This window comes from Roseburia rectibacter (genome assembly GCF_014287515.2).
Lineage (GTDB): Bacteria > Bacillota > Clostridia > Lachnospirales > Lachnospiraceae > Roseburia > Roseburia rectibacter.
In genome coordinates this window covers 258,328-284,282 of record NZ_CP092473.1, presented here as the reverse complement: position 1 = coordinate 284,282, position 25,955 = coordinate 258,328, and the positions used below count along the sequence as shown (strand labels likewise).

Sequence of the window (25,955 nt, the reverse complement as noted above, 5' to 3'; positions counted from 1 at the left end):
TCCTCTCTCTCCTGCATCCATTTCCATGCAGGCGTGCACACTTTTGTTGTTGCTCTTTCAGGAATTGTCCGGCCAATGATCAGGCACTGTCTCCGAGTTCGAGCTTTGTTGGCAGATACACCTTCATCGTATCTTTTCTGCCATCTAAAATCCGCTCTAAAAGAAGCTTTATGGCAGTCGTCCATACAATATCAGGCAGCATGCGAAGACTTGTATACGTCGGATATTTCGTCGAAAGTGTCTCAATATCACGGTAAATCACCACCGCAATATCTTTTGGAATCCGGTATTTTAATTCTTTGACCGCTTCTAATGCTCCCTCTGCGACCTCATCATTTCCCAGAATAAGAACTTCCGGCACTTCATCTGTCAGAAGCATTTCCTTCGTGAGCAAATATCCACTCTCATGACTGATCTCTCCGACCTTAAAATAGCCTTCCTGATAACAGCCTTTTTTCTGAAGGATCTGCTTTAATCCATTCAGACGACGTGCTCCGATACGCACCATATCATCTTCATATATACCGCCAATATAACCAATGCTGCGATACTCCTTCTCGTCCATCAGATAATGCACCATATCGCTTAATCCCTGCTCGTAATCCATGAGGATCTGATCAAACTCATAATCCTTTTTATCTGAATTAACAAACAGGATCTCCGTGCTTAGTGATCGTAAAAAATCAACTTCCACTTCCGAGAATAAACCAAATGCAATGATACCGTCCACCTGCTTTACCTCTCCGTAAACCAGACGTAAAAATACAATATCTGCTTTCTGTGCAAAACTTCCGGATAAATTATCCGCCGAAGTAATACTCACATCCGGCCTGTCTCTTCTTACGATATGCCAGTCCGCAACTCCGATGACGATCTGTCTGTCTCGTTTGGCATGACGCATCTTAGGCGGGACATATTTCAACTCATGAGCGATCTTAATTATTTGGTTTTTTACCTCAGGTGTCACAGATAATGTCTCATCCTGATTCAACACTCTCGACACCGTCGCAGCTGACACATGTGCCAGCTTAGCAATCTCTTTGATTGTTGCCATATAATCACGCCTTTCTTCTGCATTATATTTCACGATTTTACAGATTTCAATAGCTTTAGTAAAGTTTTACTAAAATTTTACCCAGTTTATACAAAAGAGAGAATATTTATCAGGTACGTTAATAAAAATCATTAATTCTGCTGATAAATATTCTCCCTTTTGCTGATGCTGTGTTAAAATCCTGGCTGCAATTTTTCGAGCTGTCCTACACATGATGGTTTGTTGGGCTATGAGTTCCCCGGCTAAGGGTGGCGTCGCAGTTTTGTGAGTGGCAAATTGCATCAAGCCGGGACTGTTTTGTTTCCGTTGTCCGAAAATAAGAAACTCTAAGCATGCCTGATTCAGGTTGGGGCGGAGTGACGTGTGCGTCCTAAATGTGCCGTCCGGGCACATTAGGACTTGTGCTGCCGTCCATGGCAGCACAACACTGTGTTACGGACAGGCATCCTAAGAGTTTCTAATTTTCTTCCAAAGTCACAAAACAAGTCTCGGCTTGATGCGATTTGCCAGCCGCAAGGTTGTGAACCACCCTTAGCTGGGGAACTCATTTTACAACCTTGGGGGTGCGTAAATTTTTAGTGTTTTGTGTCTGAATCTGATTAAAAAGATATTTCCAAATAACTATATTCAATGGTTTATTATTTGTTTGATAACGTTGGCAAAAACTTCAATGTATCCAACTATGCTCATGTTTATTGCCATACACATTTGAAAAAATATTTTGTGTTATTGATCGGACAATTTACGAAACGATTCTTATAATATAATGTAGCATATAAAAATTCTGGGAAGTCATCAGGCTGAATATTAGTGATACAGCACATTAGGATTTTAAGCATATTTCCATTCGTGCGAATCTCAAAAATCCATACCTACGCCCCATTTTTGAGATGAACCGCCCACTCAAATGGTGTTCACAACCTGACAGCTGGCATCTTGCGCAAAGCCGAAGCTGATTTTGTGACTTTGGGAGAAAATTAGAAAATCTTAGTGTGTCTGTAGTTACACAGTGATGTTCTGCCATGGATGGCAGAACAAGGCAGCATCGAGTCATGGATGACTCGTTGTTGCCGTTCACGTCACTTCGCGAAAATCTAACTCAGACACACTTAGACTTTTCTTATTTTCGTACAACGGAACAAAAATTACTTCGGCTTTGCGCAAGATGCCATTCACAAGCCTATGAAACACCATTTGGACGGGCGATTTATTTCATAAACAAACCATCATTTGGCGGGATACTCGTATTTTAATGCCTGCAACAAACAGCATCTTTTTAAATCATCATGTTCTTAATCGTTCCAACTGATATGTAATTCGAAAGAACCGCTCCGGCATCTGTTCCATCCGCTGCTTCTGTTTCCGGGAGTCCTGCGGCAGAAAAGATAATGCTTCCATCCGGTCTGTCCATCCGCTTATAGTTATCCCTGTAATACTGGTTCTGATCCGGGATACGATTCCACAGGATTCCTTTGTATTCTGCTAATGTGCATCCCGGAAAATTTACATTCCAGATCTCATTTTCCGGCAGCTTTTTAGCAATCAGCTCTTTTGCGACCGATTCTAAATACGCATCTAAAACCTCGCACTCATCTTCCTCTGCAACCGAAAATGCAATCGCAGGGACTCCGCCGCAGAGAGCCTCCATTGCTGCCCCGATCGTACCTGAATATAAAATATCACGTCCGACATTATAACCTGCATTGATGCCGGAAAATACAACATCCGGTTTTTCTTCCATCAGACAGCCCAATGCCACTTTCACACAGTCTGCCGGTGTTCCGCCCACACTATATGCCGTTACTCCCACAACCGGAAAATCATATGGTTTTACTTCTAAATCTCCACGCACAGTGATCCGCTGTGACATTGCGCTGCACTGCGCATCCGGCGCAACCACCCACACTTCACCAAGTCCCGCAGCCATCTTTGCAAGACGATGGATACCAGGTGCTTTAATTCCATCATCATTTACTACTAAAATACGCATATGTTTTCTTATGTATTCTCTTTCCTATTGTAATGTCAATGTCACTGTCACCACGCCGTTTGCAGCAGATGCCTGGATCAGAAGCGGCTGTGAAAACGTATTGGTAAACTTAAGGTCTTTGCTCGTTCCTGCTATCGCAGCATCATATCCCTCCGGAAGATATGTAACCGGCAGGGAATGTGGATACCGCTGTGTTGCCGGAAGTCCTGCATACCGCATTGCAGCATAAAGTGTCGATGATACCTGGCACACACCTCCGCCGATTCCGGTACCAACCGTACCACTGATATAGATCGGTGCTACAACATATCCATTTGCCGCAGTACGCGGTAAAATCGTGGAACTGAATGAAAATGACTGTCCCGGCTGTACCACAACACCATTGATGCGAGCTGCTGCCAGTTCTACGTTGACAGCTCTCGGAACAGTTGCATCATATTCCGTCGTACAGGTACCGATCACGTTTCCCTGTGTTACAACAGTTCCGGATGCAGCCGTATTTGATGTAACTGTACCGGCAGGTACATTTCCGCCTCCATCTCTGCCCTCTGCTTTTCCATAGGACACATAATGGCGACAGTATGCTGCCATATCATTATCAAATGCCTGCTGCAGATCTGTATACTTTGCACGATATGCCTGTGGATTAAAATCTGCAGAACAGCTTCTCCCTTCCTTTAATCCATAATTTACAAAATGATTAAAGAGTGCCGTTTTATTATTTCCAAATGCTGCCGCCACATCCGGATAGGCACTGCGGTAGTAATCAGCATCAAACACCGCCTGATAGGCACTGCGCTCTGCCTGTGTTGCAGCCTCGGCAAACACCGGACTTGTCAACAAAAGACCAGCACATGTGAGAAACGGCAATATTTTTTTCACCCAATATTTTCTTCGTGTCATGATAATCCTCCATTTCTTCGTATAAAAGATCTTCCATATATGGATTTTTACACTGTCTCCCCATGACTTATTTTCACCTGGTACTATAGATATGGATTCATCATATCAGACATGACTATTTTATACAATAGATCGTTTTTTAATCTAACTCAAATTTCCTTTTTACAGCATCCACCAGATAATCGGCTGTGCCCTCTGTCCCAAGCATGCTGCTGTCGATCATGATCTCTTTAAAGCGCTGATCGTTCGGAAGAAATCCTGCATAATGCATATGATAATGATCTCTTGCCTCGTCCACCGCACGGATCATTTTGCGGGCATCCTCTTCATCCATATTCAGATCATTGACACAGTTCGCAACCCGCGCCTCATAAGGTGCATATATATAGATCCGGAGCAGATTCGGTTCATCTGCAAGGATAAAATCCGAACAGCGCCCGACAATGATACAGGATTCCCGTTCTGCAAGGAATTTGATGATATTCTGCTGTGCATCAAATAATTTATTCTGAAGGTCATCCGTCTGCGTTCCAAGCGGATACATCATACGCCGGAAACTGTTAGTTTTTACTTTTTTCTTTGCGCTCTCCTCGATCTCATCAATTTTTGATACCGGAAGATTCAGCTTTTTTGCAGCCTCCTCCACGATATCGCGGTCGTAAAATTCGATCCCCAGTTTCTCACTCATCCGCATTGCGATCGGACGTCCAAGGCTTCCAAACTGTCTGGCTATCGTAACAATATATTTTTTCTTTTCCATGATAATACCTCCATTCCTGCGTGTAAAAAGCTATCGAGCTTATTTTCACATTACCAATCCTAAAATCAAAAATCCGATCACAGATACTGCTGCACCGATCAAAACATATGGAAGCTGTGAACCTGCATGCTCAAGGTTGTCAATTCCTGCACCGTTCGAAGCAAGAACCGTGGTGTCACAGTAAAAACATGCGTGGTTTCCAAATGCACATCCGGAGAGGATTGCTGCCATTACAAGCACGATATTTGCTCCAACACTTGCACCAAGTGGAAGTAAAACAGGTGCAACCAGTGTACATACGCCCCATGCATTTGCGATCATAAATGCAAGCAGTCCTACAATGATAAATGCGATCATCGGGAATACTGCGCCCGACATGATCGGTTTGCACAAATCTACAAAAAACTCTGTCATTTCCATTTCACTTGCGATCTTCTGGAAAGTCAGTGCTGAAATTAAAAGAATAATGATCGGAAGCATATCTGCAAATCCTTTGACAAAGGTATCCCAGAATTCGGAAAATGTCATGATCTTTGCTCCTATATATAATACCATACAGACAAGAATTGCAATGATCGCTGCTACCACAAGATCACCGGTTGCAACTGCAATGTCGACTAACACTGCAAGTGGAATTACAAAGAACCATACGCTTCTTCCTTCTTCTTCGCCATACTCAGAACCAATGTTGTATTTTCTGCTGATATCACTGTATGTTTTCCCGGTTGCTGCAACACGGTCATATGCTTTTTTCATTCCACCCAGTTTCGGGAACCAGCCCATACAGAAAAGGAATACGATAATAAGTGCAACGATCGGGTATACACAATACGGAACCGCCATCAGGTAAGTTTTCATCAGACTGCCGCCTGCAAGACTCTTAACACAGTCCTGCTGAAGGAAAATCGCTCCAAAATAAGCTGCCCAGGAAGAAAACGGAATCAGTACACAGACCGGAGCACCTGTGCTGTCTAAAAGGTATGCAAGTGCTTCTCTCGGCACTTTCTTCTTATCATAAGAACCTTTCATTGCAGTTCCGATCGATAAAACATTTAAATAATCATCCACAAAGATCAAAATTCCTAAAAGAAATGTGGTAAATAACGTCTTTCTTTCCGTACTACAGATTTTTGTGACAATCTTTGTAAAACCAAAACTTCCTTTTGATGCTGTAAGCAGTGCTACAAGACTGCCAAACAATCCACATATCAGAATAACATATGCTTCATCACTCATTACCCCTTCCAGTGTGGATACCCACTCTGTGAGGAAGTTTTGTTTCCATAAGACAAGTGCACCAACCATAGAACCGGCAATCAGGAATGCCTCACATTTTTTTGTCGTGATCGCACCAACCACAATGACAAGTACAATTAACGTAGCAATCAATCCATAGCTCATAACCAATCATCCTTTCCTCTGGCTTACAGATAAAAAAGGACCGGAAGTATTCCTTCCGGCCCCTTTGCCATTTTTTGTATGTAATAAAGTCCTTTATCGTTATACCCATCTTAAAGGGTTTTCCCTTTTGAATCAAGAATGAGCTTTATTTTCGTCTGTGACAGACAAATATTTTTGTACAGTTTTGTTTCCAAAAGACAAATCACTGCTGTTTGCACTATAATTTCGAGTTCTGACAGCAGATCCAGTTTATTCAATATAATAATAGATCATCAGCGCATTATAAAGCTCCTGGCTTTCAAACCGGTTATCAAAATCTCTTCCGGTGATCTGCTCGATCCGCTGAAGTCTGTATTTTACTGTATTTTTATGTGAGAAAAGCCTGTCTGCTGTTCTCTGCAAATTACAGTCACTGCCAAAATACGCCCACATTGTCCCGATGAGCTGCGTATGGTTCTTTTTATCGTATGCTAAAATTTCCCCTAAGACCTCATCTACAAACCGCTTCATCGGCTCTGTATTTTCATAGGACATCAGAAGACGGTAAAATCCCATCTGGTCATAAAACACTACTTCATTTACTCTGTGGATATGCTCTAAAATAGCATTTGTCCTCGACGTCTCATGAAAACTCTTCTGAAGTTTTGAAAGACTGCTGCACTTTTCTCCAATGTTTAACGTATAACAGATTCCCTCATGTTCACTTTGCAAAAAAGCAGTAAATTCATCAAATATCTCTGTGATGATCTGCCTGCATCCACTGCAGTCCTTCATAAACCCTATCATGCGGTCGCCATAACAGGAAATGATCGCCGGGTATTCTTTCTTTGCAAAGAGTCCTTTTAACACTTCTGCATAAGAACGTACCTCATCATTGGAAAGATCCTCCGGATGAAGCACAAATACCTGTTCCATCACGGATATGTCCTGTCCCATCTGCTGGCACTTGTGTTCGATATTATGTACATTAATGCTGTTTCCAAAAATAATCTCTGCAAGCAGACTGTCCTGAATATCTTTCCTGTCATCTAAATAAGCAATCGCATGACCAAGCTCCTCAAAGAAATCCAAAAGCGGCACATCCCATGGCATGGTAAAAAGCGGAAAATCATTCTTTTCCGCTAAATCTATTACCTTTTCATCGATCTGCGTCACATAATTCTCTCCTACAAGAAGCAGTGCACAGGACATCTTAAGTTCGATTGCTTTTTCAATCGTCCGATACAGATCAAAGTTTTTTCGCTGGGTTACCGGTCCACTGATGATCAAAAGTTCCTGACCATGAACCCATTTTTCAAAATTAATATTCTCTGCCTTATAGGACCAGCGAATTCCCCGCTCCATCCCGCCGGTTCCGGCAACCACTTTCGCCTGCGACATTGTCGTAAGCGAAAGCAGATCCTTGCATTGAAACATTCCCCTGTCACATCCTTTTACTATTTCAGTAAATCAATCGCTCCTGTGACCTGTGCAGGTGTCTTTTGAAACAGAAATTCTCCATTTCTTACAGAAGCAGTGATTCCTGCTCTTTCACAGATCGCCTCAAATTCTGACTTTGCATCCAGCACGATAAAGTTTGCCGGTTTGCCTTCTTCGATTCCGTAATGATCCATAATATTCATTGTAATAGCGCCATTTCTCGTCACAAGATCAAGATCATTCGTAATCTCCTCCGGTGACATCATCTGCGCAATATGGATACCATGATCTAATATCATCATCATATTACCGTTTCCAAGCGGATACCACGGATCAGACATGGAATCCTGCGCAAAGCAGACGTTGATTCCATTATCATTCAGTTCTTTCACACGCGTGATACCACGGCGCTTCGGATATGTATCCTGTCTGCCTTCCAGATAAATATTTTCTGTCGGGCAGGAAATAAAATTGATCCCGGATTTTTTGAACAGCTTCATCATGCGGAATGCATAACTGTTATCAGCAGAACCAAAAGAGCAGGTATGGCTTGCTGTTGTCCTTGTTCCGATTCCTTCCATCAGTGCAAGTGCATTTAAAAGCTCCAGAAAACGGCTCTGTGTATCATCTGTCTCATCACAGTGAACATCAATCAGCTTATCATATTTTGTTGCAAGCTCAATGACTTTATGAATGGATTTTTCACCAAACTCTCTTGCCAGTTCAAAATGTGGGATCGCACCGACACAGTCGGCTCCCATCTTTAAACCTTCCTCCACCAGCTCATCGCCGCCTTTATAAGCATACATGCCTTCCTGTGGAAATGCAACTATCTGAAGATCTAAAATGTCTTTTACTTCTTCCCTTACTTCAAGAGCTGCCTTTAATCCGGTAAAAGTCGGATCTGTGACATCAATATGTGTACGGATTGCCTGCACACCATGAAGCATCTCTTTGCGGATTCCACTGTAAATGCGTGCTTTCATCTGCTCTACCGTCATATTTCCCTTTGATTCACTCCAGCGCTGGATGCCTTCAAACAATGTTCCCGAACCATTCTGCTCTCCCATATCTGCGGTAAACACATAATCCAAATGAAGATGCGGATCAACATATGGCGGAATCACAAGATTTCCACCCACATCGATCGTCTCACATTCCTGTGGTATTTCTTTTGCGATTTTTGTAATTTTACCGTCCTCTACAAGGATCGATACCGGCTCTTTTTCCCCTTTTAATCTCACATTTGTAAATTTTTTCATATTTGTATTCCTCGCTTCCATTTTATTTGCATTTCATACAGGCATTTACTCACAGTTCTTTTGTCCTGACCTGCTAACACCATGACATCATCTGTAACTTGTTGTTCTGGTTTGAAAAAAGGCGCTAAGGTATCTGCCTTAGCGCCTTTGCTAACTTGTTTGTTCTTCATGTACAAATATTATCATCCGTCTGAAATGTCGTCAATGAAATGAGAAATCTTCTGTTTCTTTTTATTCCCTGGTACGAATAAAACGCGGTTTATTTGTTCTTAAAGAACAAATTCCTCTCTTTCCTTTATGCTCTGCTGCCTTTATTCGCTTTCTCCTTGATACACCACATTTCCATCAATGATCGTATATAAAATATGAGTATCCACAGCAAACGGATTTTCCCTTGTCAGGACAAAATCCGCATCCTTTCCCTCCTCAATGCTTCCGACGCGGTCTTCGATTCCGATATGCTTTGCAGCATTGATCGTAATTGCTTTTAATGCATCAAACTCACTGAGTCCGTTAAACACCGCACGTCCTGCACAGAGTGCCAGATAACGTTCCTCGATCACCGGCGAATCTGTAATGATCGAAACCTGGCAGCCTGCTTTTGCAAGTGCAGCCGGTGTATGGAATCCTTTATGGCGCAGTTCATATTTGGTGGCATGTCCAAAAGACGGCCCCACTGCAACCGGATATCCTTCTTTTGCAAGATCATCGGCGATCAGGGCACCATCCGTTGTGTGATCGATCCTAAGATCCACATGAAATTCTTTTGCAATACGGATCGCCGTATAGATATCATCTGCGCGGTGCGCATGGGCTTTTAACGGCATCTCACCGCGGATAACAGGAAGAAGCGCCTCCATTTTTGCATCATATGCCGGCATCTTTGAAAAATCTACCTGCATATCCGCGTCCGTTTTCTGTGAATTATCCATCACTTGTTCCTGCGCCTGTTCCCATGTATGTTCCATCTGAAGTTCATTCCAGCCTTCCGGGCAGCCTGCCGCCTGTAACTGTCTGTCATATATTTTTGCCTTTGTCAGTGCTTCACGCAGCTTCGCGGCAACAGACATCCTCGAATAAACACCTTTTTCCTTATAACAGTTTTTAGGATTCTCACCAAAAGCGATCTTCATAGCGGTTTTCTCTTTGACCAGCATGTCATCCACACGTTTTCCGTAAGTCTTGATAGCGCAGAATGTTCCGCCAATTACATTCGAACTGCCCGGTCCGGTACAGACACAGGTCACACCGCCTTCGCGTGCCATCTGGAAAGTCTCATCCTGCGGGTTAACTGCATCTACCGCCGAAAGCTGCGGTGTCACAGGATCCCCTAATTCGTTGTAATCCTCCCCGGCAAATCCGGTCGCATATCCATCTAATCCCATGTGGCAGTGCGCATCCACAAACCCCGGATAAATATCGATTCCCATCGCATCGATCACTTCCGCATCATTGATGATTTTTCCTTCTAAAACCGGCGCGATCTTTTTTATTTTTCCATTCTCCACCAGAATATCTGCCACAAATGGCTCTTCCTCTATGGCATTGTGGATCGTTCCCTGTTTGATCAATAAGTAATTGCTCATGTGCGTGTCTCCTGTTCCTGTTTTTTATACCTGATTATTCTCTGTCTTACATAGTTAATCCCCAGGTCATAATCATATTATACCATAATTACTGCATATGATCTGCCCGGCAAATGCTGGTTTGGGTGTGAGTTGAGTTCCTCTGTGTAGGGTGGTTCCGGGGGTTTTCGATTGGCAAATTGCATCAAGCCGGGACTGTTTTGTTCCATTGTCCGAAAATAAGGCAAGTCTAAGTCAGCCTGATTTAATGTTTCTCGGAGTGACGTGTGCGTCTTAAACGCCCCGTCCGGGGGCATTAAGACTTGTGCTGCCGTCCGTGGCAGCACAACACTGTGTTACGGACAGGCAGACTAAGATTGCCTAATTTTCTCCCAAAGTCACAAAACAAGTTCCGGCTTGATGCGATTTGCCAGCCACAAGGTTGTGAACCACCCTTCGCTGGGGAACTCATTTTACACCCTTGGAAGTGCGTAAATTTTTAGTGTTTTGTGTCTGAATCTGATAAAAAAATATTTCCAAATAACTATGTTTAATAGATTATTATTGGTTTGATAATACTGGAAAAACCTCAATGTATCCCGTTATGCCTATGTTTATTGCCATACACATTTGAAAAAAATATTCTGTGTTATTTTGTCTGGCATTTTACGAAATAATTCATGTAATACAATGTAGCATATAAAAATTCTGGGAAGTCATCAGGCTGAATATTAGTGATACAGCACATTAGGATTTTAAGCATATTTCCATTCGTGCGAATCTCAAAAATCCACACCTACGCCCCATTTTTGAGATGAACCGCCCACCCAAATGGTGTTTCATAACCTGGAGGCTGGCATCTTGCGCAAAGCCGAAGCTGATTTTGTGACTTTGGGAGAAAATTAGAAAATCTATCTCAATCTGATAATGGTCAGATTGAGATTGTGTGTCTGTAGATACACAGTGATGTTCTGCCACGGATGGCAGAACAAGGCAGCATCGAGTCATGGATGACTCGTTGTTGCCGTTCACGTCACTCCGAAAAAATCTAACTCAGACACACTTAGACTTTTCTTATTTTCGTACAACGGAACCAAAATTAACTCCGGCTTTGCGCAAGATGCCATTCACAAACCTACGACTCACCATTTGAGCGGGCGATTTATTTCATAAACAAACCAGCATATGCCCATTTCCCTGATGCATTTTTATTTCTCTGACAGATCTGTATTTCGTATCTTATCCCTGATCCGAAGTATCATAGACGGCGATACGGAAAGTTCGTCAAATCCCATCCGAAGGAATGTCTCTGTGAGCGTTTCATCCGCGCCAAGCTCACCGCAGATGCCAACCCAGCATCCTTCCTTATGTCCGTTATCCACAACCATTTTTAACATCCGAAGGACTGCTTCATGGTGTGAATCATAAATATTATCCAGTTTCGGATTCTGCCTGTCGATTGCAAGTGTATATTGTGTCAGATCGTTTGTCCCGATCGAAAAGAAATCAACCTCTTTCGCTAAAAGATCACTGATCATAACTGCCGCCGGTGTCTCGATCATAATACCGAGTTCCACATCCTTATACGGAATACCGTCGGCATCAAGTCCCGCTTTCACTTCCGCAATGATTTCTTTGATCTTTTTCACCTCATTTACGGAAATGATCATCGGGAACATGATCGCAATCGTTCCATAATAGCTGGCACGGTAGATTGCCCGAAGCTGTGTCTTAAAAATTTCAGTGCGGTCGAGGCAGATCCGGATCGCACGGTAACCCATTGCCGGGTTTTCTTCTTTCTCAAGGCCAAAATAACCGACCTGTTTATCTGCTCCGATATCAAGTGTACGGATAATAACTTTTTTACCCGCCATATTTTCCGCAACTGTCTTATATGCTGCAAACTGTGCTTCTTCTGTCGGGTAATCCTCCGACTCTAAATAAAGGAACTCACTCCGGAACAGTCCGATTCCACCCGCATCATTGGCAAGTACATTTGCCACATCGGAAACACCCCCGATATTGGCATAAAGATTGATCTTCGTTCCATCCCTTGTGATATTTTCCTTACCCTTTAATTCCTGAAGCAGACGTTTCTTCTGCTCATTTTCTTCTTTTAACTTCCGGTATTCCGCTTTCGTATCCTCATCCGGTTCTACGAAAAACTTTGCATCAAATCCATCCACGATACCGAACTGTCCGTCCACACCCTCTTCCGGAAAATCAACTCCGATCAATGCCGGAATATTCATGGTTCTCGCTAAGATCGCCGTGTGGGAATTGGTGGAACCGTGACGTGTTACAAAAGCAAGTACTTTTGATTTATCAAGCTGCACAGTCTCACTCGGTGCAAGATCATCCGCTAAAAGGATAAACGGTTCATCACCGCTTAAGCCTGCATCGCCGTTTCCCTGTAAAATAGAGATCACGCGATTGGAGATATCTTTGACATCCGCCGCACGTTCTCTCATATAATCATCATCCATCGCAGCAAACATCTGCGCAAAATTATCTCCGGTGGAAGCAACTGCAAATTCTGCATTGACCTGCTGGGTTTCGATCATGTTTGTGATCGACTCTACATAGTCGAGATCATCCAGCATCATCTGGTGCATCTCAAAAATTGCCGCATTGACTTCACCGACTTCCCTGACTGCTTTTTCATAGAAAACACCAAGCTGCCTTTTGGCTTCTTCTTTTGCATCCTCAAAACGTTTTTTTTCTGCTTCTATATCCGTTATCTTTGTTCGTTTTACTGCGTTATCCGTCTTATGATAGACAGACAGTCTGCCCATGGCAATTCCGCCGAATACACTTTTTCCGTGCAGTTCCATGCCCGTTACCTCCATTTTAGATTTTTATTTCTGTTTTTATCAATTTTTACAGATTTGCTTTCAAAAATGCCTCGATTGCAGCACTTGCTGCCTCTTCATTCTCTCCATCGGTGCAGACTGTGATCTCCTCGCCGCATTTTACACCAAGTCCCATAACTCCAAAAATACGTTTTGCATCTGCTGCTTTTCCATCTTTTGCAATGGTAATGCTGCATGGAAATGCGGCTGCTTCCTTTACAAGTGCTCCTGCCGGTCTTGCATGGATTCCCCCTTTGTCTGTGATCACGTATTTAAATTCTTTCATGATTTTCTCCTTTCTTTGTACATAACACATTGTTTTATGATTACATATTCACAGGCTCTATATTGTTGCAACATAAAGCCTGCGATTTTAATTACCTTTTCCGTTTCCTATCTTTTTGATACATCCTTCTTTAAAAGTCCAAGGATTACGCATCCTACAACAGAACCAACTGCCAGGGATACAAGATATAACAGTGGATGGCCTACGGTTAAGAATACGAAGATTCCACCATGTGGTGCCATTAATGTACAGTTAAATGCCATGGATAATGCTCCTGCAACTGCGGAACCAATGATACAGGACGGCAGCACACGCAATGGATCCGATGCTGCAAACGGGATTGCTCCCTCTGAGATAAAGGAAAGTCCCATAACAATGTTTGTCGGTCCTGCTTTTCTCTCTTCTTCGGTAAATTTGTTTTTAAAGAACATGGTTGCAAGTGCGATTGCAAGCGGTGGAACCATACCACCGACCATAACAGCTGCCATGATATTGTAATTGCCTGCTGCGATAGATGCGGTACCAAATACATATGCTGCTTTGTTTACCGGGCCACCCATATCTACGGACATCATTCCGCCGAGCAGTGCGCCAAGCAGGATTGCCTTTGCACCATTCATGCTGTTTAATCCGTTGTTGATCATAACGTTTAATGCTCCGATCGGAGGCTCTACCACATAAGTCATGATCACTCCGATCAAAAAGATACCGATTACCGGATAGAGAAGCATTGGCTTGATACCCTCTAAGCCTTCCGGCAGTTTCTCAAACAGTTTCTTTAACAGACGTACCAGATAGCCTGCAACAAAACCTGCAACGAGAGCTCCAAGGAATCCGGATGTTCCGTTTGCCGCGATTGCTCCGCCGACAAAACCGACCGCAAGACCAGGACGATCTGCAATACTCATTGCGATAAATCCGGCTAAGATCGGAAGCATAAATCCGAATGCAACACCACCGATCGATTTAAACATTGCCGCCATCGGTGTGATCGTACCAAAGTTTGAACGCTCATCAAATGGAAGGCTGTTTAAGTCAACTGCAAAACCATCGATCAGAAATGCGATCGCAATCAGGATACCACCGCCGATAACGAACGGTAACATATGGGAAACTCCATTCATCAGGTGTTTGTAAATCTGGTGTCCAACGCTGTCAGATTCTTCCTCACTGTCTGCTGCCTGACCGCTTCCCTTCGCCTGATACAGTGGAACATTGCCGTTTAACGCTCTGTCTAACAATTCTTCCGCCTTACTGATTCCATCAGAAACCTTACACTGGATCACAGGTCTGCCTGCAAAACGATCCATCGGAACCTGTGTATCCGCTGCAACAATAATACATGCAGCCTCTGCAATTTCAGCTTTTGTCAATACATTTTTGGCACCGCCGGAACCTCTTGTCTCAACTTTCACACGGCATCCAAGCTCTTTCGCTTTTTTCTCAATATTTTCTGCCGCCATATAAGTATGTGCGATTCCGTTCGGGCATCCGGTTACAGCGAGGATCAGCTTTCCATTCTCTGTGTTTTTCTCCTCTGCCGCATTCTTTGTATCTGCGCTGTTCTTTTTCTCTTCTTCGGCATCTTTCTCAGCTTCCGCGCGGTCGATCACACTTAAAAATTCCTCAACCGTCTTTGCATTGCGAAGTCCGCTTGTAAAATTCTCATCCATCAGAAGAACAGATAACTTGCTAAGTACATCCAGATGTACGTTGTCTTCCGTATTTGGTGCTGCGATCAGGAAGATCAGGCTGACCTTTTCTCCATCTAATGCATCAAAATCCACCCCGTCTTTGATGACCATTGCTGCAAGACCAGGTTTGCTGACTGCATCTGACTTGCAATGTGGAATGGCGATTCCCTCACCAATTCCGGTTGTTCCTTCTTCCTCTCTGGCGTATACGCCCTTGCGGTACTTCTCAACATCGTTGATCTTTCCGCTCTTAGCCATCAATGCAACCATTGCATCAAGGGTTTCGTTCTTTCCATTAACTTTGCCATTTAAGTCAATACTCTCTACGGCAAGTAAATCCCTGATTTTCATGCTTAAATCCTCCTTGTTTTGCGAAGCAAAATGCGACTGCCCTTGCAGGAGCAGAGGATTTTACTCCTTGTTTTGCGAAGCAAAATGTCTGCTATGCCTGCATAGCATGTGCCCTTGCAGGAGCAGAGGATTTTACTCCTCCTACTTAAATATGCCTTTGTTTTTATCTAAAAGCGCCAAAACTTCCGGTTCTGTTGCCAGTTCCTCTGAAAATGCCGATGCACTTCCAGTACAAACCCCCATCTGGAAAGCTTCTTTATAGCTTCCCGTCTTTAAATAACCTGTTACAAATCCGGCTACCATGGAGTCCCCGGCGCCAACCGAATTGACGACCTTACCCTTTGGTGCCTCCGCCTGAAAGATGCTGCCGTCTTCAGCAACCAGCACTGCTCCGTCGCCAGCCATGGAAACGAGGACATTTCCTGCGCCCTTTTCCTGCATCTTCTTTGCGTAAGTGATCACATCTTCTTTTTCTGTTATTTTCACACCGAAAATCTCACCAAGCTCATGATTATTCGGTTTAATTAAAAACGGATGATACTGTAATACATTTACGAGCAGATCTTTTGTCGCATCCACAACAATCTTTAAATCCTTATCTGCAAGATATTTCATGATATCCATGTAGATGGTCTGCGGCATCACATCCGGGATACTTCCTGCCATAACCAAAACATCTCCATCTGAAAGCCGATCCAGTTTTTCATAAAGTGTTTTGATGTCAGCTTCCGATATCGCCGGTCCCTGTCCGTTGATCTCACTCTCCTCGTCGGAACGCATTTTTACATTGATCCTTGTCATTCCTTCTTTTACCGGAATAAAATCCGCCCGGATTCCTTTTTCCCTGATCAGACGCTCCAGTTCGTTTCCGGTAAATCCGGCATAAAACCCAAGTGCCGTGTTCTCCAGTCCAAGATTTTTTAACACCATGGATACATTGATTCCTTTTCCACCCGGAAAAATCTTCTCCTCTGATGTCCAGTTGACCATTCCGCAGGTGAAATGCGGAACTGTCACAATGTAGTCCAGTGATGGATTAAATGTAACAGTGTAAATCATTTTCTCAGTCTCCTTTCTGCTTTTCCCGCGTTTTTGTTCCGCAGGTCTTCGTATTTTTTATACTTCAATTACATTTTTACATTTACGGTACGCAGGTTTTGTAAGACCTGTCGTGATGACCTTTGCACTCTCAAACGGAGCAAATGTCACACTTGATATCTGATTGAACTTGCTATCATCTGCTAAGATATAACATTCTCTGCAGTTCTCCATGGAGCGTTTTTTTACGAGCGCTTCTTTTAACTCCGGTGTGGAAAATCCGCGCTGCATACTGATTCCGTTTGCTCCCCAGAATCCTTTTGTAAAATTATATTTTTCAACCGAAGAAACAGCTTCCTCTCCAACGATTGCCTCTGTCACCGTCTTGAACTCGCCGCCAAGAATATATACCGTACAACCTTTCTGCGCAAGTTTTTTTGCATGTGTGATCGCATTTGTCACAAACACTGCCTGTCTGACCGTAATAAAATCGATCATCAGATCCGTCGTCGTACCTGCATCAATATAAACAAAATCTCCAGGTTCGATCAGCCCTGCCGCATATTTTGCGATCTTTTCTTTTGCACCTTTGTTCCGTTCTCTACGCTGCATGACTTCGTCATCCTCGGTACTGTATGAGGTGTTTTTTAAAATTGCACCGCCATGGACTTTAATGAGCTGACCATTTGCATCCAGTGTATTTAAATCTCTCCGGATCGTTGACTCTGATGCATCCAGTTCTGTCATAAGCTGCTGAACGGTCACGCTGCCCATACTCTCTAGTATGGATAAAATTCTTGTAAATCTTTCTTCTGTCAGCATATCTTTTCCTCCAATTTCATTCACAACCGTTCAAATTCGTTCATCTTTGATAGCTTTATTATATGATTTCGTTCCGTCATAGTCAATCAAAATCCGTCAAAATCATTCATAAAAATTCATTTTAAAAATTGTGGAAAGTGCAAAAAAACTGTCGGAAGAATCAGTCCTGTTTCTTTACCAGGAAGCCGTTTCTTACGACAGTCTTTATATTTTTGATCTAATTTATACTAATCGCTGCTTTTTCACACTGCTTTCCGTTATTCACACGATCATAAACGCTTTACTCCCCCTTTTGAAAACGTTCGATCGCATCTTTTACATCATCCGCAAAAATTTCAACCACCTCTGCATTTTTCGTCTTATACCGTATGATACCCATTTCCTCAAATGCCTGTCCGGCAATATAACACCGCAATGCCATCAGTACGCCACTGTGCGTTACGATCAACACATCTTCCGTCTCCCGTTCTAAGATCATTCCGAGTGTATCAAGCGCACGCCTCAGCACTTCATTGTAACATTCTCCATGCGGTGTATGGACATAACGCCTGTTGGCATCCCAGTCCTGATACTCTTTCGCATTTTCCTGCGTAATGCTTTCCCAGCTTCTGCCTTCCCAGTCGCCCATATCCATTTCCCGCAGACCATCCGCCGCAATACATGGAATATCAAGCGCGATCGCCGCCTCCTGTGCCGTCTGTGCTGCACGAAGCTGTGGGGATGTATATGCCCGCACAACCTGAAGAGTCCCTTCCTTTTTCCGATCCAGAAGCATGTCCGCAAGCTCTTTTGCCTGCTGCTTTCCTGTCTCATCCAACGGCACATCTGTCTTGCCCTGTATTTTCTTTTTTACATTCCAGTCCGTCTCTCCGTGACGTACAAAATATAAAATCATTGATTTCTCCTCTTTTGGGTGATGTTGTCATAAATCAAGTATAAACAATTCGTTTTGATTTGTCTATGTGAATCCGTGCAACGGCAGATTCTTCTTGCAATTTATGATTTCCCCATGTATACTACATCTATCGCAATTCAATTTTATTTTCATAGAATCATTTTCTGAATACCACTCTTTTCATTCCGGCATTTCGCCAGCTATTTCAGAAAACTATTGTGAAAAACACTTAAATTTTTTATAATTAAAGGAGAAAACTACATGGGGAAAAACAAAGGAAAACGCAGTCACACAAAACATGTTTTTGTGCAGAAGAAGTACCGGGATGCCTTGTTCCGCAGGATTTTTAATGAGAAATCAGTTTTGCTGGAGTTATACAATGCCCTGAATCAGACAGATTACGATGATGCAGATGAACTGATTTTTTACACGATCGATGACGTGATCTATCTCGGATATAAAAATGACGTATCATTCATCGTCCGAGGCACGCTGAATCTGTATGAGCACCAGAGTACCTTAAACCCCAACATGCCGATCCGCGGACTGATCTATTTCGGCAAACAGTATGAGAGCTACATTAAACAAAATAACCTGAACATTTACGGGAAAAAGCTGCTTTCGCTGCCGTTTCCGCAATTTGTTATTTTTTATAATGGGGTTGAACCGTTGGAAGATAATAAAGATTACATAGAGCTGCATCTTTCAGATGCGTTTATATGTGCTGAATCAAACCACCTGACAACAGATGCTGCACCCAGACAGCCAGTCGTTACTACTGATATGCCTGTTTCTGATATTGATGTCCCTGACTCCGCTGCGCAAAATACGTCCAGCCCCATCAGCACCCGCCCCTGCTTAGAGTGCACTGCACGGGTTTACAACATTAATTATGGACACAATCAGGAATTAATGGCACGATGCCGGACTTTAGAGGAATATTCTATCCTGATTGGCAGAATTTCTTCGAAGGTCAGAAACGGTATTCCATTAGAACCGGCAGCGGATGCTGCTGTACAGGAATGTATCAGGGACGGTATTTTGCAGGATTTTCTTATCAAACACAGATCGGAGGTCGTTGGTATGTTATTGGAAGAATTCGATATGGATGAGTATATTAAAATGGAACGCAGGGACAGTTATGAGGATGGACATGAGGATGGCTTAGCCGAGGGCAAACGTCTTGAGCAGTTACACGTCGTCCACAACCTGTTTCAAAAAAGCATCCCTGCCGAAAACTGCGCCGACCTGCTTAATGAAAACACAGATTTTGTCAATAAAATATATTCACTGTGCCATGCTCACCCTGACTGGTCAGATGAAGATATTTACAATGCATTAAAAGAAAAATAAAGCTTTATTAAAATTCCTGTAAGTATATCATTTTATCAATATGTTACTGTTCACTCGTACCTCGTTCCAGTAACGGATTTTGCCGATGCTTCGCATTCCAAATCGGCAAAATCTGCTGCCACCACTGTATCATACGGCATTTTCAGTTCAGAAAATGCCTGCCTGTGAACAGTAACATCAATATCCCATACTTGCAGGGATCTTTTCTTTCTATTCTACTTTTGTATAATAATATCTTTATGTTATACTACATCTATCGCAATTCGATTTTATTTCCATAAAATCATTTTCTGAATACCACTCTTTTCATTCCGGCATTTCGCCAGCTATTTCAGAAAACTATTGTGAAAAACGTTTCAATTTTTTATAATCAAAGGAGAAAACTACATGGGGAAAAATAAAAGAAAACGCAGTCACACAAAACATGTTTTTGTGCAGAAGAAGTACCGGGATGCCTTGTTCCGCAGAATTTTTAATGAGAAATCGGTTTTGCTGGAACTGTACAATGCCCTGAATCAGACAGATTACGATGATGCAGATGAACTGATCTTTTACACGATCGATGATGTGATCTATCTCGGATATAAAAATGATGTGTCATTTATCGTCCGAGGCACGCTGAATCTGTATGAGCACCAGAGTACCTTAAACCCAAACATGCCGATCCGCGGACTGATCTATTTCGGCAAACAGTATGAGAGCTACATTAAACAAAATAACCTGAACATTTACGGAAAAAAGCTGCTTTCATTACCGTTTCCGCAGTTTGTTATATTTTATAATGGATTTGAACCGTTGGAAAATGATAAAGATTACATGGAACTGCATCTTTCGGATGCGTTTGTATATGCCGGATCAAATCACCTGGCAACAGATGCTGCATCCAGCCCCATCAGCACCCGCCCCTGCTTAGAATGTACTGCGCGGGTTTACAATATTAATTATGGGCACAATCAGGAACTGATGGCGCGATGCCGGACTTTAGAGGAATATTCCATTCTGATTGGCAGAATCTCTTCGAAGGTCAGAACCGGCATTCCATTAGAACAGGCAGCAGATACCGCTGTACAGGAATGTATCAGGGACGGTATTTTGCAGGATTTTCTTATCAAACACAGATCGGAGGTCGTTGGTATGTTATTGGAAGAATTTGATATGGATGAATATATTAAGATGGAACGCAGGGACAGCTATGAGGATGGGCATGAGGATGGTTTAGCGATGGGTTTAGCGGAGGGCAAACGTCTTGAGCAATTACACATCATCCACAACATGTTCCAGGAAAATATTCCTGCACAAAGCTGTGCTAAGTTGCTTGACAAGGACGTTACATTTATCAGCAAAGTGTATTCTCTATGTCAGGCTCACCCTGACTGGTCAGATGAAGATCTTTACCATGCATTAAAAGAAAAATGGATTTCACTATAAAAATCTCTGTAAGCATATATCCATTATCGCATACTTACAGGGATTTTTTCTCTATATATTCTGCTTGTCTATAATAGCATCTTCATGCTATACTACATCTATCGCAATTCGATTTTATTTCCATAAGATCATTTTCTGAATATCACTCTTTTTCATTCCGGCATTTCGCCAGCTATTTCAGAAAACTATTGTGAAAAACGTTTAAATTTTTTATAATCAAAGGAGAAAACTACATGGGGAAAAACAAAGGAAAACGCAGTCACACAAAACATGTTTTTGTGCAGAAGAAGTACCGGGATGCCTTATTCCGCAGAATTTTTAATGAGAAACCGGTTTTGCTGGAGTTATACAATGCCCTGAATCAGACAGATTATGACGATGCAGATGAACTGATCTTTTACACGATCGATGACGTGATCTATCTCGGATATAAAAATGATGTATCATTTATTGTCCGTGGTACATTAAATCTGTATGAACACCAGAGTACCTTAAACCCAAACATGCCGATCCGCGGACTGATCTATTTCGGCAAACAGTATGAAAGCTATATCAAACAAAATAACCTGAACATTTACGGGAAAAAACTGCTTTCACTGCCGTTTCCCCAGTTTGTTATTTTTTATAATGGGGTTGAACCGTTGGAAGATAATAAAGATTACATAGAGCTGCATCTTTCAGATGCGTTTATATGTGCTGAATCAAACCACCTGACAACAGATGCTGCACCCAGACAGCCAGTCGTTACTACTGATATGCCTGTTTCTGATATTGATGTCCCTGACTCCGCTGCGCAAAATACGTCCAGCCCCATCAGCACCCGCCCCTGCTTAGAGTGCACTGCACGGGTTTACAACATTAATTATGGACACAATCAGGAATTAATGGCACGATGCCGGACTTTAGAGGAATATTCTATCCTGATTGGCAGAATTTCTTCGAAGGTCAGAAACGGTATTCCATTAGAACCGGCAGCGGATGCTGCTGTACAGGAATGTATCAGGGACGGTATTTTGCAGGATTTTCTCACCAAACACAGATCGGAGGTCGTTGGTATGTTATTGGAAGAATTCGATATGGATGAGTATATTAAGATGGAACGCAGGGACAGCTATGCGGATGGACATGAGGATGGCTTAGCGATGGGTTTAGCGGAGGGTTTAGCGGAGGGCAAACGTCTTGAGCAATTACACATCATCCACAACATGTTCCAGGAAAATATTCCTGCACAAAGCTGTGCTAAACTGCTTAACAAGGATACTGCTTTTATTGATAAAGTATATTCACTGTGCCAGGCTCACCCTGACTGGTCAGATGAAGATCTTTACAATTCACTAAAAGAAAATTAAACTCATTATTTCAAACAACAGACTACACACTCCACGCATATTCTATTTTCAAAAACACCTGTAATTACATGCCCAACAACATATAATTACAGGTGTTTTTATTACTGAAATATTTCTTTTTTACAGATCACATAGGAAATCCCTGCCACGACCACTTCCGTGATCCAGAACGCATGCCAGACGCCCGCAGCCCCCAATATTTTACTCAAAATAAATGCCAATGGTAAAATAACTGCTATGTACCTGAGCACAGAAATTACCAACGATTCTTTTCCCTTTCCCAGTCCTTCCAACGCACCTGATACCGTGACGGAGACCGATGACGCAATAAATCCAATGCTGATCAGACGAAGCGCCTCTTTTCCAAATTGTATCGTCTCCGGATTACTGGTAAACAATCCAATGAGCGTCTGCGGCACTGCCATACAAAGTATCGTTCCGATTACCATGACCCCCGCGATCAATACCAGCGCTGACCGGAAAATTTCTCTGACACGCTTTGACTCTCCCGCACCGTAGTTATATCCGATCAGAGGACGCATCCCCTGCACGACACCATTTCCTGTCAGATATAAAAATGTCTGTAATTTAAAATAAGCCCCAAGTACAAGTACATAGCTGGCAGAATAAACCGCAAGAATCGCATTTAATGCAGAGACCTGTACAGACGGCAGCGCGATGCTCAATGTTGCCGGGACACCGATCGAATACATTTTCCTGCTAAGTTCCGCTTCCGGTTTCATATCTTTCCATCTTATCTTTACCGGAATCGGTTTAAAAAAATAAAACAGCAGATAGCTGACAAGAGAAGCCATCTGACCGATCCCGGTTGCGATAGCAGCTCCCCGGATCCCCATTTCAGGAAAGAAACCTATTCCAAATATCATAAAAGGATCTAAGATAATATTGGTCACACAGCCGATCAGCATACAGAGCATGGACGTTTTCATGCGCCCTACCGACTGAAAAATCTTTTCAAAACAAAGACCTGCCGCATTGGGTACTGCAAAAAGAAATACGATCTGCGCGTATGCTGCGCCCATGTCTATGATCGACCTTTTATCTGTAAACATGGCAAGAAAAGGTGCTGTGGCTGCAATGCAGACTACCGCTAAGATCAGTCCGTGGATCATATTAAAAAGTGTTCCAAGCGACGCCGCCTTATCCGCCGTGTTCTGCTTTTGTGCTCCAAGAAAATATGCGATTGTCGCATTGATTCCGATTGCAAATCCGATAACAACTGCATTGACCAGATTCTGCAATGGGAACACCAAAGAAAGTGCCGTCATCGCATCTTCGCTGATGCGCGCCACAAAATAACTGTCAATGATATTGTAGAGCGCATTGACTAACATGGAAAATGTCATTGGCAATGCCATGGAGATCACAAGCGGCATGACCGGTTTCTCTTTCATAAAATTCTGGTTCATTTTTCATTCCTTTCGTTTCATGACATGAGGACACATCGTGGTTTCAGACTTCTTAATCGGCAGATTCCACAAAACCGGGACTGCTTATGTGCAATCTGACAACAAAAAAACGCCACACAGTTGCAAATCATTGCAGCTGTGTGGCGAAAAATAGAGTTCATCACTCAAGAAAAGTCCACTCCATAAAATGGTTTTGGAGCTATATTATAACCAGTAAATTTTATTTCTGTCAAGTAAATCTTATTTTGCAATATCAATACGCACCAGTGCTTTGCGAAGTGCAAATTCAGCACGTTTGACATCGATTGCCTCTGTCCGGTGGGCAAGCCGTTCCTCAGCGCGCGCACGCGCAGCTTCAGCACGGTTCTTGTCGATCTCATTCGGCCACTCTGCAATCTCTGCGAGAAGTGTTACCTTATCCGGCAGAATTTCCGCAAAGCCGGAATGTACTGCCGCGATCACGTCATCTTCACCCGTCTTGTGGATCTTTACGATGCCGGGTGCTAACACGGTCGTGAGCGGAATATGCTTTTTATACACACCGATCTCACCGGAGGCAGTGGTAAACTCGATCATATCACCCTCACCTGTATAAAAAACACGATCCGGCGTAATGATCTCTACCTGAAAGAGTCTGTTTTCTTCTGCCATACACACCCTCCATTATTACTGCATCTTTGCGCGGACATCATCGATCGTACCTGCATTTAAGAAATAACTCTCCGGTACATCATCATGCTTTCCTTCAAGAATCTCCTTAAATCCGCGGATTGTCTCTGCAATCGGAACATATTTTCCATCCAGACCGGTAAACTGTGTTGCAACGAAGAACGGCTGGGATAAGAATCTCTGTACCTTTCTTGCACGGCTTACAACCAGTTTATCATCCTCGGAAAGCTCGTCCATACCAAGGATTGCAATGATATCCTGCAATTCTTTGTATTTCTGTAAGATCTCCTGCACACCGCGGGCTACCTCAAAGTGCTCCTGGCCAACGATACGCGGGTCTAAGATACGGGAAGTAGAACCAAGCGGATCTACTGCCGGATAAATACCGAGCTCTGCGATAGAACGCTCAAGTACGGTCGTTGCATCCAGATGTGCGAATGTGGTTGCCGGAGCCGGGTCGGTCAAGTCATCCGCAGGCACATAAACTGCCTGAACGGAAGTGATAGAACCGTTCTTTGTAGATGTGATACGCTCCTGCAGAGCACCCATCTCTGTCTGTAATGTCGGCTGGTAACCTACGGCGGAAGGCATACGTCCTAACAGCGCGGATACCTCAGATCCTGCCTGTGTAAAACGGAAAATATTGTCAATGAAAAGCAATACATCCTTACCGCCTTTATCACGGAAGTACTCTGCCATCGTAAGACCTGTTAATGCAACACGCATACGTGCTCCCGGCGGCTCGTTCATCTGTCCGAACACCATGGTGGTCTTATCGATAACTCCTGATTCTTTCATTTCATAGTAAAGGTCATTTCCCTCACGGGTACGCTCACCAACGCCGGTAAATACGGAATATCCACCGTGCTCGGTTGCGATATTGTGGATCAGCTCCTGGATTAAAACGGTTTTACCTACACCGGCACCACCGAACAATCCGATCTTACCACCTTTCTGGTAAGGGCAGAGAAGATCTACGACCTTGATACCTGTCTCTAACATCTCCTGGGATGTTGCCTGTTCCTCAAATGCCGGAGCAGGTCTGTGGATCGGCCATTTTTCCACACCGGTCGGAGGATCGATCTCATCGATTGGATCTCCTAATACATTAAACATTCTGCCTAACGTATTCTCACCTACCGGCACGCTGATCGGTCCGCCGGCTGCAACTGCATCCATTCCACGGACTAGTCCATCGGTCGATCCCATTGCGATACATCTGACTGTATCATCGCCCAGATGCTGGGAAACCTCAACGGTCAATTCTTTTCCCGACTGTTCACCTTTTAACGGAATACGGATCGCATCGTTGATCTCCGGCAGATTGCCCTCTGTGAATTTAATATCCAGAACGGCACCGATAATCTGGGTAATCTTACCGATATTATTTGCCATCGCTTCTTTCTCCTTGTAATCATATTTTTATGCAGATTC

At 43.2% G+C, this 25,955-nt stretch carries 20 protein-coding genes; 3 read left to right on the top strand and 17 right to left on the bottom strand.

What is annotated here, in order from left to right; all coding sequences use genetic code 11:
- Nucleotides 1–79: 79 nt before the first annotated feature.
- From H8S51_RS01335 to H8S51_RS01270, 14 genes are all read right to left on the bottom strand, one after another.
- Nucleotides 80–1,054, bottom strand: a complete 975-nt coding sequence (locus H8S51_RS01335; RefSeq protein ID WP_173885353.1) for a substrate-binding domain-containing protein — start codon at nucleotides 1,052–1,054, stop codon at nucleotides 80–82.
- 1,276 nt (nucleotides 1,055–2,330) lie between these two features.
- Nucleotides 2,331–3,044: a 5'/3'-nucleotidase SurE gene (gene surE, locus H8S51_RS01330; protein WP_117922448.1), complete on the bottom strand. Its 714-nt coding sequence runs from the start codon at nucleotides 3,042–3,044 to the stop codon at nucleotides 2,331–2,333.
- A gap of 24 nt (nucleotides 3,045–3,068) precedes the next feature.
- Nucleotides 3,069–3,947 (bottom strand): VanW family protein, encoded by an 879-nt coding sequence (locus H8S51_RS01325; RefSeq protein WP_117922447.1) that lies wholly within the window; start codon nucleotides 3,945–3,947, stop codon nucleotides 3,069–3,071.
- A gap of 139 nt (nucleotides 3,948–4,086) precedes the next feature.
- On the bottom strand, nucleotides 4,087–4,707 hold the full coding sequence (locus H8S51_RS01320) for a cytidylate kinase-like family protein (protein ID WP_117922446.1): 621 nt from the start codon (nucleotides 4,705–4,707) through the stop codon (nucleotides 4,087–4,089).
- 45 nt (nucleotides 4,708–4,752) lie between these two features.
- A complete protein-coding gene (locus H8S51_RS01315; RefSeq protein WP_241070837.1) occupies nucleotides 4,753–6,108 on the bottom strand; it encodes a Na+/H+ antiporter NhaC family protein in 1,356 nt (451 codons plus the stop codon).
- A gap of 249 nt (nucleotides 6,109–6,357) precedes the next feature.
- Nucleotides 6,358–7,524 (bottom strand): PucR family transcriptional regulator, encoded by a 1,167-nt coding sequence (locus H8S51_RS01310; RefSeq protein WP_186900095.1) that lies wholly within the window; start codon nucleotides 7,522–7,524, stop codon nucleotides 6,358–6,360.
- Between the two features lie 20 nt (nucleotides 7,525–7,544).
- Nucleotides 7,545–8,789 (bottom strand): cytosine deaminase, encoded by a 1,245-nt coding sequence (gene codA, locus H8S51_RS01305; RefSeq protein ID WP_186900096.1) that lies wholly within the window; start codon nucleotides 8,787–8,789, stop codon nucleotides 7,545–7,547.
- Between the two features lie 311 nt (nucleotides 8,790–9,100).
- On the bottom strand, nucleotides 9,101–10,375 hold the full coding sequence (locus H8S51_RS01300) for an amidohydrolase (protein ID WP_118210813.1): 1,275 nt from the start codon (nucleotides 10,373–10,375) through the stop codon (nucleotides 9,101–9,103).
- Nucleotides 10,376–11,562: 1,187 nt separating this feature from the next.
- Nucleotides 11,563–13,188, bottom strand: a complete 1,626-nt coding sequence (gene ptsP / locus H8S51_RS01295) for a phosphoenolpyruvate--protein phosphotransferase (protein WP_241070836.1) — start codon at nucleotides 13,186–13,188, stop codon at nucleotides 11,563–11,565.
- Between the two features lie 46 nt (nucleotides 13,189–13,234).
- On the bottom strand, nucleotides 13,235–13,492 hold the full coding sequence (locus tag H8S51_RS01290) for an HPr family phosphocarrier protein (protein WP_015561166.1): 258 nt from the start codon (nucleotides 13,490–13,492) through the stop codon (nucleotides 13,235–13,237).
- Nucleotides 13,493–13,599: 107 nt separating this feature from the next.
- Entirely contained in the window at nucleotides 13,600–15,537 is a 1,938-nt protein-coding gene (locus H8S51_RS01285) for a PTS fructose transporter subunit IIABC (protein ID WP_186900097.1), read from the bottom strand.
- Between the two features lie 141 nt (nucleotides 15,538–15,678).
- Nucleotides 15,679–16,596: a 1-phosphofructokinase gene (gene pfkB, locus H8S51_RS01280; RefSeq protein ID WP_186900098.1), complete on the bottom strand. Its 918-nt coding sequence runs from the start codon at nucleotides 16,594–16,596 to the stop codon at nucleotides 15,679–15,681.
- 57 nt (nucleotides 16,597–16,653) lie between these two features.
- Complete coding sequence (locus H8S51_RS01275; protein WP_118772774.1) at nucleotides 16,654–17,397, bottom strand: DeoR/GlpR family DNA-binding transcription regulator; 744 nt, start codon at nucleotides 17,395–17,397, stop codon at nucleotides 16,654–16,656.
- A gap of 280 nt (nucleotides 17,398–17,677) precedes the next feature.
- Nucleotides 17,678–18,292, bottom strand: a complete 615-nt coding sequence (locus tag H8S51_RS01270; protein ID WP_186900099.1) for a histidine phosphatase family protein — start codon at nucleotides 18,290–18,292, stop codon at nucleotides 17,678–17,680.
- A 261-nt stretch (nucleotides 18,293–18,553) separates the two neighbouring features.
- Between H8S51_RS01270 and H8S51_RS01265 the strand changes: the two genes are divergently transcribed.
- From H8S51_RS01265 to H8S51_RS01255, 3 genes are all read left to right on the top strand, one after another.
- Nucleotides 18,554–19,645 (top strand): hypothetical protein, encoded by a 1,092-nt coding sequence (locus H8S51_RS01265; protein ID WP_241070835.1) that lies wholly within the window; start codon nucleotides 18,554–18,556, stop codon nucleotides 19,643–19,645.
- Nucleotides 19,646–20,032: 387 nt separating this feature from the next.
- The gene (locus tag H8S51_RS01260) at nucleotides 20,033–21,073 is read left to right on the top strand and encodes a hypothetical protein (protein WP_186900644.1); all 1,041 of its coding nucleotides are present in this window, start codon (nucleotides 20,033–20,035) and stop codon (nucleotides 21,071–21,073) included.
- A gap of 233 nt (nucleotides 21,074–21,306) precedes the next feature.
- Nucleotides 21,307–22,422, top strand: coding sequence for a hypothetical protein (locus H8S51_RS01255; RefSeq protein WP_241070834.1), 1,116 nt, complete (start codon nucleotides 21,307–21,309; stop codon nucleotides 22,420–22,422).
- Nucleotides 22,423–22,523: 101 nt separating this feature from the next.
- Here H8S51_RS01255 and H8S51_RS01250 read toward each other — a convergent pair whose 3' ends face one another.
- The 3 genes from H8S51_RS01250 to atpD form a co-directional block, all read right to left on the bottom strand.
- Nucleotides 22,524–23,852, bottom strand: coding sequence for an MATE family efflux transporter (locus H8S51_RS01250; RefSeq protein WP_186900501.1), 1,329 nt, complete (start codon nucleotides 23,850–23,852; stop codon nucleotides 22,524–22,526).
- Between the two features lie 240 nt (nucleotides 23,853–24,092).
- The gene (atpC, locus tag H8S51_RS01245; protein WP_055193396.1) at nucleotides 24,093–24,503 is read right to left on the bottom strand and encodes an ATP synthase F1 subunit epsilon; all 411 of its coding nucleotides are present in this window, start codon (nucleotides 24,501–24,503) and stop codon (nucleotides 24,093–24,095) included.
- A gap of 15 nt (nucleotides 24,504–24,518) precedes the next feature.
- Nucleotides 24,519–25,916 carry a F0F1 ATP synthase subunit beta gene (atpD, locus tag H8S51_RS01240; protein ID WP_117922432.1) on the bottom strand — a complete coding sequence of 466 codons (1,398 nt, stop codon included), beginning with the start codon at nucleotides 25,914–25,916 and terminating at the stop codon, nucleotides 24,519–24,521.
- Nucleotides 25,917–25,955 lie beyond the last annotated feature (39 nt).